The organism is Vogesella mureinivorans (assembly GCF_007644035.1).
Lineage (GTDB): Bacteria > Pseudomonadota > Gammaproteobacteria > Burkholderiales > Chromobacteriaceae > Vogesella > Vogesella mureinivorans.
Genome location: NZ_VMTV02000539.1, coordinates 1 through 396, shown reverse-complemented (window position 1 = coordinate 396; position 396 = coordinate 1). Strand labels below are relative to the sequence as shown.

At 69.9% G+C, this 396-nt stretch carries 1 protein-coding gene; it reads right to left on the bottom strand.

Translation table 11 applies throughout. The features are described 5' to 3' along the window. A partial coding sequence (locus FLQ44_RS14440) for an efflux RND transporter periplasmic adaptor subunit (RefSeq protein WP_147694976.1) occupies window positions 1–396 on the bottom strand: 396 nt, incomplete at both ends.

The window sequence follows — 396 nt, the reverse complement described above, 5'->3', positions numbered from 1 at the left end:
CAATATCTCGGTCTTGCCGCCGCCTTCGCGCCCAGCGACCACTTCGGCAGGATGATAGCGACCGTCGCCCTTCTCGAGCATCACGATGCTGCGCGTGCCGGTACGGATCACCGCTTCGCTCGGGACCAGCAGCGTGGGCTTGGCGTCGCCGCCGAGCGCGACCACGGCGAACATGCCGGGGCGGAGGCGCCCGCCGCGATTGGCGAGTTCGACACGCACCGTCAGCGTGCGGCTGTCGGCGGTCGCGGTCGGCAGGATCGCGACGACGCGGCCCGTGAAAGCCTCGCCGGGAAAGGCGGTGAGCTTCGCGGTGGCAGGTTGGCCGATCTTCCCCCATCCCGCTTGCGCTTCGGGGACCGCGGCGTTGAGCCATACGGTGCCGAGCCCCGAGATTTC